The sequence below is a fragment of the Neochlamydia sp. TUME1 genome, from assembly GCF_000813645.1.
In the GTDB taxonomy this organism is placed as follows: Bacteria; Chlamydiota; Chlamydiia; order Chlamydiales; family Parachlamydiaceae; genus Neochlamydia.
In genome coordinates this window covers 39752-47663 of record NZ_JRXI01000005.1, presented here as the reverse complement: position 1 = coordinate 47663, position 7912 = coordinate 39752, and the positions used below count along the sequence as shown (strand labels likewise).

Genomic DNA, 7912 nt, shown 5'->3' with positions numbered 1-7912 from the left:
CATCCTTAGAAAAATAGAATTCAAATAACTATAAAAGGCGCATTACATGCTGTCAGGAGCCAATCAAGAATAGGCCATCGAATAAGCATGAGCTATACAATCATTCACTGAGACGCCATTAAACGCACTCCCTAATAGTTGCAGATGAGGGGACAATTCTTGCAAATATTTTCCTATCAGCACTTTTTTTTGTTCATGCCCTACAAGATATTGAGGGATAGCATTCTGGGCAAGATGAATATCTACAACATCGGGGGCTGCATGAATCTGTAAGTGATTAGAAATCGCTTTTAAAGCACTATTTAAAAAATCTGATTCTTTTTTTTGCGAAAAATCACTCATTCGGGTGCCGCCTAGCATTACAGTCAAACGAGTTTCTGAAGGATGTAAGCTTTGCTGGGGAAATACACAGGAGTCCCAAACCATCCCCAGCATTTCTTCTTTTTCTTTAGAGGGTATTAAATATCCAAATCCTTTAGGTGTTAATAATTTTTGTTTATAACCCAAGCCTACCACTGCAATCGAGGCATTAGCAATTGAGCTCAATAGATTAGCCAAAGGAAGATGATGTGGGCGTATAAGAGCAGCTAAGGAAGCGGGTGGCAAAGTCGAGTAAACCTGGTCCGCCCACAAGGTTTTACCTTGCGCAAGTCCCAATTCTATTCCCTTTTCTTGAAAATTTAAGTCAGTTACTTCTTGCTCACACAAAATAGATTCATGCAGGTTTTGCACTAGCGCATTCGAGAGAGTTTGCATGCCTTCTCTAAAGGAAAATAAACTTTCTTGGCACATTTTTTTAATATAAGGAGAAGGGAGAGGAGCTCGATTTTTAAAAAAAATGTAGAAAAGCTCCTTTTGTAAGAGAGCCATGTTGTCGTTCCCAGTGAAATAAGTCAGGAAAGCAAGACTTCATCGACAGTTCATGAATATCTCCTCCATAGATGCCAGAGACGAAAGGATCTAAAAAATGCTCTGCCACCTCATGGCCTAGGCGCCTTGTAAAAAATGCATGAATAGTTTCATCCTCGTTTTCTCCAGGAGAAATTTGCCATTCTTTAAATAAATTAAAGACTACTTGCCTTGTTAAACGAGAAAATAGCAAAGAAAATAGATGACAGGGAATTTTTTGCAAATGCTTGTCTAGGTACAAAAAACGCTGTTGAGCGGCTCGATCGGCTACAATGACCTGCTTTTGCAAGCCAAGCTCTTCAATAAGACGAAGGGTTGCTTTTCCGCTGCCACGCGTGCGGCAGCTACGAGGCCCTCTTTCAAAGAGAAAACCTTCCTTTTTATAGGAGTTAATCCATCCTCCTAAGCGATCACTTTTTTCTAGCAGAGTCAAAGAAGCAGCGGAGCCGTGACGTTTCCTTAGATACCAAAGAAGGCTAAGCCCTGAGATACCTCCCCCTATTACAATAATTTTTTTCATAAAGATTGGACAGTCTCTACAAGAAGTCTAACGGAATCATATGGAGTATCAGGCTTAACACCATGGCCTAAGTTAAAAATAAAGGCTCGATCCCCATGCATAGTATCGACTAATTGCCGAGCCTCCTGCTCTATTTTTGCAGGAGGAGCATACAGAATATCCGGATCTAAATTCCCTTGCAGAGCGATATGAAAAGGCACATATTTACGCATATAAGCTAAATTACAATTCCAATCTAAGCCGATACCCTGAGGGGAGGCTTCTGCTAGCTTAGGAGCAAAGACGGATGAACCGCGGCAATAAAGAATTGCAGGGACAGAATATTTCTGTAAAACCTTTACCAATTTCTTCATATATTCATAGGAAAATTCTTGAAATTGTCCCCAGCTTAAATGGTTGGCCCAAGAATCAAAAATTTGAAAAGCATGCACGCCTGCCTGCACCTGCATTTCAATATATTGGATGGTAGCTTGCAAAATTTTATCCAGGAGTAGATGAAAACTAGTTGGATGGTTAAGCATCCATTTTTTTGTTTTGAGCAGATCACGGCTACTGCCACCTTCAATCATGTAACTTGCTAGAGTAAAAGGCGCGCCACAAAATCCGATCAGGGGAACTTTTAATTCTTTTAACAGCAGCTTAATTCCTTCTGCTACGTACGCAAGCTTTTCTGCCACGGCGCCCGCTGATAAATCTGCGACATCCTTTTCTGTTTGCAAAGGTCTTGCTATCACAGGTCCCTTACCTTCCTCAAACGACAGTCCTATTTCAAAAGCCTCAGCTACGACTAAGATATCCGAAAAGAGAATCGCTGCATCCATACCAAAAGCTTGCAATGGCAAGTTAGTCACCTTTACAATCAATTCAGGATGATGACACATCTCCAAAAAAGAATATTTCTGGCGAAGAGCTCGATATTCAGGCATATAGCGTCCAGCTTGGCGCATCAACCAAATGGGAGGACGCCCCTGGTTATGTCCCTGTAAGGCGAGCAAAAATTTGCTGTTAATGATAGCTGGGTCAACAGTTCTCATCATGGAAGAAGCTTTTTCAAGATAGCGTCCACTGTGAACCCAAACTCTTGCGCCAAAGCAGCAGCCGGAGCGGAGGCTCCAAAGCTTTGCATACTAATTGCTATGCCGCTTAAACCAATATATTTATGCCAGCCCTGCTCCACGCCAGCTTCAATGCTAACACGAATGCCAAGGTCGCCACCTAAAAGGCTTTCTTTATAAGCTGGAGCTTGTTCTTCATACAATTCCCAGCAAGGCATCGAGATCACGCGTACGCTTTTCCCTCTTTTTTCCAAGGCTGCCGCAACATCAAGAGCTAAATGCACTTCTGAGCCGGTGGCTAGCAAGGTATAATCTGGTTTAGAGTTTTCTTTTTTAAGGATGTAAGCGCCTCGTCCCATGCTATCTGCATAAGAAAAGCTTTTTGTTGCTTGTATTTCCGGAAGATTCTGGCGAGTTAAAATAATGGCTGTAGGCCCAGGATAGCGCAATGCTGCCACCCATGCCATTTTCACTTCATGGGCATCTGCTGGCCGAATGACGTGTAAATAAGGAATAGCTCTTAAAGAGGCATAATGCTCAACTGGTTGATGGGTGGGGCCATCTTCTCCTAAGAAAATTGAATCATGCGTAAACTGATAGATCACATGAGCTTTTTGCAAGGCTGCCAAGCGAATAGCATTGCGCATATAATCGGAAAAAGTCAAAAAAGTACCAATAAAAGGTATGATCATATGGGTTTGGTAAAGACCATTAGCAATCGTAGCCATACCAAATTCACGCACCCCATACTTGATATTACGGCCTGAAAAGTCACCTGGCTTAACTAACGGATAGTTTTTTAACATAGTTAAATCTGAACCCGACAAATCTGCAGAGCCTCCATAAAGTTGCGGTAAAAACGGCGCTAAGGCATTTAATGCCTCCTGAGATGCTTTTCGACCTGCAATGGGAGATTTAATCTCTAGGGTCCTCAAGCGCTCTTCTAAATCCACCGGTAAAGAATTGTGAGACATGACTTCATAAGCCTCTGACAACTTAGGATTTGCTTGAGCCCACGCATTAAAGGTTGTCTGCCATTCTCTTTCTATAGCCATATGCTCTGCTATTTTTTTGCTAAAGAACTCTTTAACTTCTGAGGGAACATAAAATAAAGGCTCTTGGGGGATGCCTAGTAAATTTTTAGTCGCTTTAACCTCCTCTACTCCCAGCGGGGCACCATGAGCCTTATTTGTTCCTTCTTTATTAGGTGAGCCTTTTCCAATAATCGTGTGGGCGATGATTAGCCGAGGGCGCGTTTGCCTCTCTCCAGCCTTTAAAAACACCTGATGGATATCATCTAAATTGTTACCATCCATCTCGAAGACTTCCCAACCATACGCCTCGTAGCGCATTCGGGTGTTCTCAGTAAAGCACTCACTTGTGGGACCATCTAAGCATATGTGATTAGAATCGTAGATTAAAATAAGGTTATCAAGTTGCAAATGAGCTGCTAAGCAAGATGCTTCTGCAGAAACACCTTCCATTAAATCCCCATCGCCACATAAGCAGTAAACCTTGCTATTAAAAATCTGGTTGGTCTCTGTATTAAATTTAGCTCCTAGCAATTTTAAGCCTAAAGCTTGACCTACGGCATTGCCTATCCCCTGCCCTAAAGGACCTGTAGTCGTCTCTACCCCCTCGGTATCTAAGGATTCAGGATGCCCTGGTGTTTTAGAGTGAAGCTGCCTAAAGTTTTTAAGATCTTCTAAAGAAAGAGGATAGCCCGCTAAATGTAGGGCAGAATAAAGAAGCATAGAGCCATGCCCTGCCGAAAGAATAAAGCGATCGCGATTGGGCCATTTAGGATTTTTAGGATTATAGCGAAGTAAATATCCCCATAAGTAAGCCCCAATTTCTGCACATCCCATCGGTAGACCGGGGTGCCCTGAGTCTGCTTTTTGCACAGCATCTATAGAAAGCCCTCTAATGGTATGAGCGGTTTTAGCTAAAATAGCTTTAAGCTCGGGATTTAAAATTTTTGAAATATTTTGTTTATTATTTTTTAAAGAACTATTGACTTCAACCATAGAGATGCCTATTAAAGATTGTTGGGTAATGTTCTAGACTCTAGCCACAATTTAGTAAACAGGCAAGAAAAAATATGAATCCTATCGCTGCCTATCAAAGTTTACAAGATGATTTAATGCATGATAAAGTTTTGGGGCAATTTAATCTTTCGTTGCCGGTAAGAGCTACCTTAAAAATCTGTACAACAGTGCATTGGGTTTGGTGGCTACACCGCAAGAAAAAACTGTGCACTCAGCAAACAATTGTTCCTGCCGCTTTAGGAACTTTAACTGATTTTGCTCTTAAGTTTACACCTACATTTATTGAAAATACGATCCGCGGGATAGCCAAACTTATCCTTCTTGCCACCCGCATTGATGAATGCTTTCAAAGAATTCGCGCTTTATCGAATGCTTTTACCGAGTTAAAAGAAGCTATTAAAGGCAATTATTCTCCTTTGATAGAGCCTCAATGGGCTAAAAATCCCGACTCTATGTTTTTCTCCCTTAAGGCAAGAAATCAAGCTAAATCCAGGATAAAAAACTTAGAAGCCTATTGGCGCCGCCTTTATTATTGTACTCTCAATGTATTGGCTAAAACTTTTAATTTAAGCATGCAATTATGGGACACTTACCACGCTTTTATTTATTCCCATGATGATGTTCCTGAAATGTATGTAAATGGGATAGCCTGGTTTAAAAAGCTAAGAAAAAACAAGACCTATCTATGTGCGAAATTAGAGCAGTATCAACCTGTCATACAAAAGATTTTTGATTTAGTAAAGGCTGATATCACAGCTGAAGATCTTATAAAATCCACCAAAAACATAGGAGTTAAAGTCATAGATACAGTGGATAAACTAGATCAAACCGCCACTTTAGTAGGAGAAGCTATTGTTACAGCTTCAAAGAAAACAGCAAACACAGTGATTGAAATTAAAAGTAAACTACTATGCCAAGGCTTAGTAAAACCTTCTATCCATACGCCTTTTATCCTTAATAAACGCCCGCGGCTCTTTTGGCCAGATAAGATGCTTCTAAAACGAAAGATGTAGAAAAGTGTATCTTTTGGTTATCTATCCAAGCAACTACTAATAAAAGTCTCTTAATTATTAAGCAACTAGCGAAAATACTCATATTTGTCTTTAATTTTGTAATTCCTCTAGATATAAAAAGTCACTTTATTAGCTTTTTATCAAAATTTTTTCTCTCCTAAACGATAAAAATTAGAATTTACTAGTAATTGACAATTAAATGCTTAAGAAAAAAAACACTCTTTCTATTACTAGTTAACGTTTATAATCCTAGATTAACTTTTACCTTTTTTATTTGTTTAAAATCTAAGAATGAAATATAAAAAAAAGCTAACCCCTACTTTCAATTCAAAGTAAGGCACTTTCCTTATTTAACAAATGATTAATAAAAGGTTTTTTTATGAATAACTTAGACTCTAAAGATCATGTAGATGCGGATTTCAGTATGATAGTTTCAGAAACTGATTTTAAAGCTCTAGTTAATAGAGTAGATACACAAGAAAAAAAGCTTTATAAATACAAAACACAAGTAAGAGAATGTAACAAAAAGATTGATGACCTTCGTGCTATCCTTATAGTAAGAGATGAACAACTTCTGAAGGCAAATCAACGCGTAATGGCACTGGATGAAAAAAACGAGATGCTTAAAAACAATGTTAAGATTTTGGCGGCTGAAAATGATGAATGGAAAGATAAAGATAGGGAAGCACAATCAACGATTACAAGAATTGAAGCAGAAAAAGATAAAGCGTTAAGTAGAAATAGAGAATTAGAAGAAACTATTGCCTTGCTAACAACACGAGAAGAAAGCCTGGCTAGAGAAAATCTCAGCCTTAGAATAGATAAAGATAGCTTAGAAGCAGACAAAGCTAAACTTGAAAAAGAAAGAGAAAGTCTTTTAGAAGACAGAGATGCCTTAAGAGCGGCTAAAGCAAAACTTAAAGAAAACCGCTGTTCTCTTTTAAATGATAATGCTCTTTTAACACTCGCTAATCATCAGCTTAAAGAAGAAAACGAGAGCCATCTAAACGATAAAAACAATTTAGCTACAGCTAATCATCAACTTAAAGAAGAAAATGAGCGTCATCTAAACGATAAAGACAGCTTAGCAGCAACCAATCATCAACTTAAAGAAGAAAATGAGCGTCATCTAAATGATAAAGACAGCTTAGCTGCCACTAATCATCAGCTTAAAGAAGAAAATGAGCGTCATCTAAACGATAAAAACAATTTAGCTGAAGCTAATCATCAACTTAAAGAAGAAAATGATAACCTTCTAAATGATAAAGACAGCTTAGCAGCAACTAGTCATCAACTTAGAGAAGAAAATGAGCGTCATCTAAACGATAAAAACAATTTAGCTGCAGCTAATCATCAACTTAAAGAAGAAAATGATAACCTTCTAAATGATAGAAACAATTTAGCTGCCACTAATCATCAGCTTAAAGAAGAAAAAGAAGCTGTCCAAAATGATAGAAACAATTTAGCCGCAGCTAATCATCAACTTAAAGAAGAAAATGATAACCTTATAAAGGATATAAATGAACTATTAGTTGATATCCATCGAATTAGCGAAGAAAAAGAAACTATTCAGAACAATAGAAATAACCTGTTGGTAGCTAATATTGAAAGTGAAAATGAAAAAGAAGCTTTAGTGAATGGTAAAATTAGAGTGGCGGCAGAAAAGGAAGTACTGGCAAGAGAAAATAAACGTCTTTTAGCCCACCAGGTTAAGTTGGAAGCAGACACTCATCATTTTATAGAAGAGAAAGCGGCTCTACAAAGTGACAAAAATATATTAGAAGTAAAATTACAAGTATTAGATTGGCAATTACAAAAGCAAACTGATAAGGAGCAAGAAGTATTAAAAATGATGAAAGAAGGGGGCTTACCGCTTCAGCCAACTACCACATTATCTGTTGCCGTCAAGCATCTTTTAGGTGCGAATAAGGAGTTATCATTAATTGCTGAAAAAACAACGTTGGCGCAACATAAGATTAAAGAAATAGGAGATAAACTTGCTACCCTTAACATGGTAAAAGCCGATTATACAACGGAAGAAGTTCTTGAAAAGCTAAATAGTCTTTTTGAAGATTACCAAGCCTTTATTAGGCACCGATCTGCTTTATGTAAAGAATTAGGTCTACAAAGCAATGCTAGTTTAAAAACAGTATTAGACAAAATGCAGGAAAAAAAGATGTCTAAGAAAAGCGGTATAAGCGCATATTTTAGTAGATTAGCCAGATCTACTCTTTGTCTTTTTTCTTTAGGATTTGCAAACATTGTATAAATGTTAGTAAGAAAGTAATATTTTTATCACGGATTAAGAAGCTAAGTTTATTTGTAAACTTTCTTACCCAACAAAAAAGTTATCAAATGAGCTTGCTT

The 7912-nt window shown here is 38.2% G+C and carries 6 protein-coding genes; 2 read left to right on the top strand and 4 right to left on the bottom strand.

Annotation, left to right across the window (positions count from 1 at the left end; genetic code table 11):
- Positions 1 to 63: 63 nt before the first annotated feature.
- Genes hemG (DB41_RS12455) through tkt form a run of 4 tightly spaced genes read right to left on the bottom strand, consistent with a single transcriptional unit; the run spans position 64 to position 4511 of the window.
- Positions 64 to 870, bottom strand: coding sequence for a protoporphyrinogen oxidase (gene hemG, locus DB41_RS12455; RefSeq protein ID WP_052243740.1), 807 nt, complete (start codon positions 868 to 870; stop codon positions 64 to 66).
- Complete coding sequence (hemG, locus tag DB41_RS12450; protein WP_052243739.1) at positions 830 to 1429, bottom strand: protoporphyrinogen oxidase; 600 nt, start codon at positions 1427 to 1429, stop codon at positions 830 to 832. Before hemG (DB41_RS12450) ends, hemG (DB41_RS12455) begins: the two co-directional genes overlap by 41 nt.
- On the bottom strand, positions 1426 to 2466 hold the full coding sequence (gene hemE / locus DB41_RS00335; RefSeq protein ID WP_238578385.1) for a uroporphyrinogen decarboxylase: 1041 nt from the start codon (positions 2464 to 2466) through the stop codon (positions 1426 to 1428). Before hemE ends, hemG (DB41_RS12450) begins: the two co-directional genes overlap by 4 nt.
- Positions 2463 to 4511 (bottom strand): transketolase, encoded by a 2049-nt coding sequence (gene tkt / locus DB41_RS00330; RefSeq protein ID WP_052243738.1) that lies wholly within the window; start codon positions 4509 to 4511, stop codon positions 2463 to 2465. Before tkt ends, hemE begins: the two co-directional genes overlap by 4 nt.
- A 74-nt stretch (positions 4512 to 4585) precedes the next feature.
- On the opposite strand from tkt, the gene DB41_RS00325 reads away from it, so the two are divergent.
- Together DB41_RS00325 and DB41_RS00320 are read left to right on the top strand one after the other, a co-directional pair.
- A complete protein-coding gene (locus DB41_RS00325; RefSeq protein ID WP_039383136.1) occupies positions 4586 to 5545 on the top strand; it encodes a hypothetical protein in 960 nt (319 codons plus the stop codon).
- A 379-nt stretch (positions 5546 to 5924) separates the two neighbouring features.
- Entirely contained in the window at positions 5925 to 7814 is a 1890-nt protein-coding gene (locus tag DB41_RS00320; RefSeq protein ID WP_039383134.1) for a hypothetical protein, read from the top strand.
- Positions 7815 to 7912: the final 98 nt, after the last annotated feature.

Coding starts and splice junctions, on each gene's coding strand:
- DB41_RS00320 (WP_039383134.1), top strand. CDS start 5,925: ATGAATAACTTAGACTCTAAAGATCATGTAGATGCGGATTTCAGTATG.
- hemG (WP_052243739.1), bottom strand. CDS start 1,429: ATGAAAAAAATTATTGTAATAGGGGGAGGTATCTCAGGGCTTAGCCTT.
- hemG (WP_052243740.1), bottom strand. CDS start 870: ATGGCTCTCTTACAAAAGGAGCTTTTCTACATTTTTTTTAAAAATCGA.
- hemE (WP_238578385.1), bottom strand. CDS start 2,466: ATGATGAGAACTGTTGACCCAGCTATCATTAACAGCAAATTTTTGCTC.
- tkt (WP_052243738.1), bottom strand. CDS start 4,511: ATGGTTGAAGTCAATAGTTCTTTAAAAAATAATAAACAAAATATTTCA.
- DB41_RS00325 (WP_039383136.1), top strand. CDS start 4,586: ATGAATCCTATCGCTGCCTATCAAAGTTTACAAGATGATTTAATGCAT.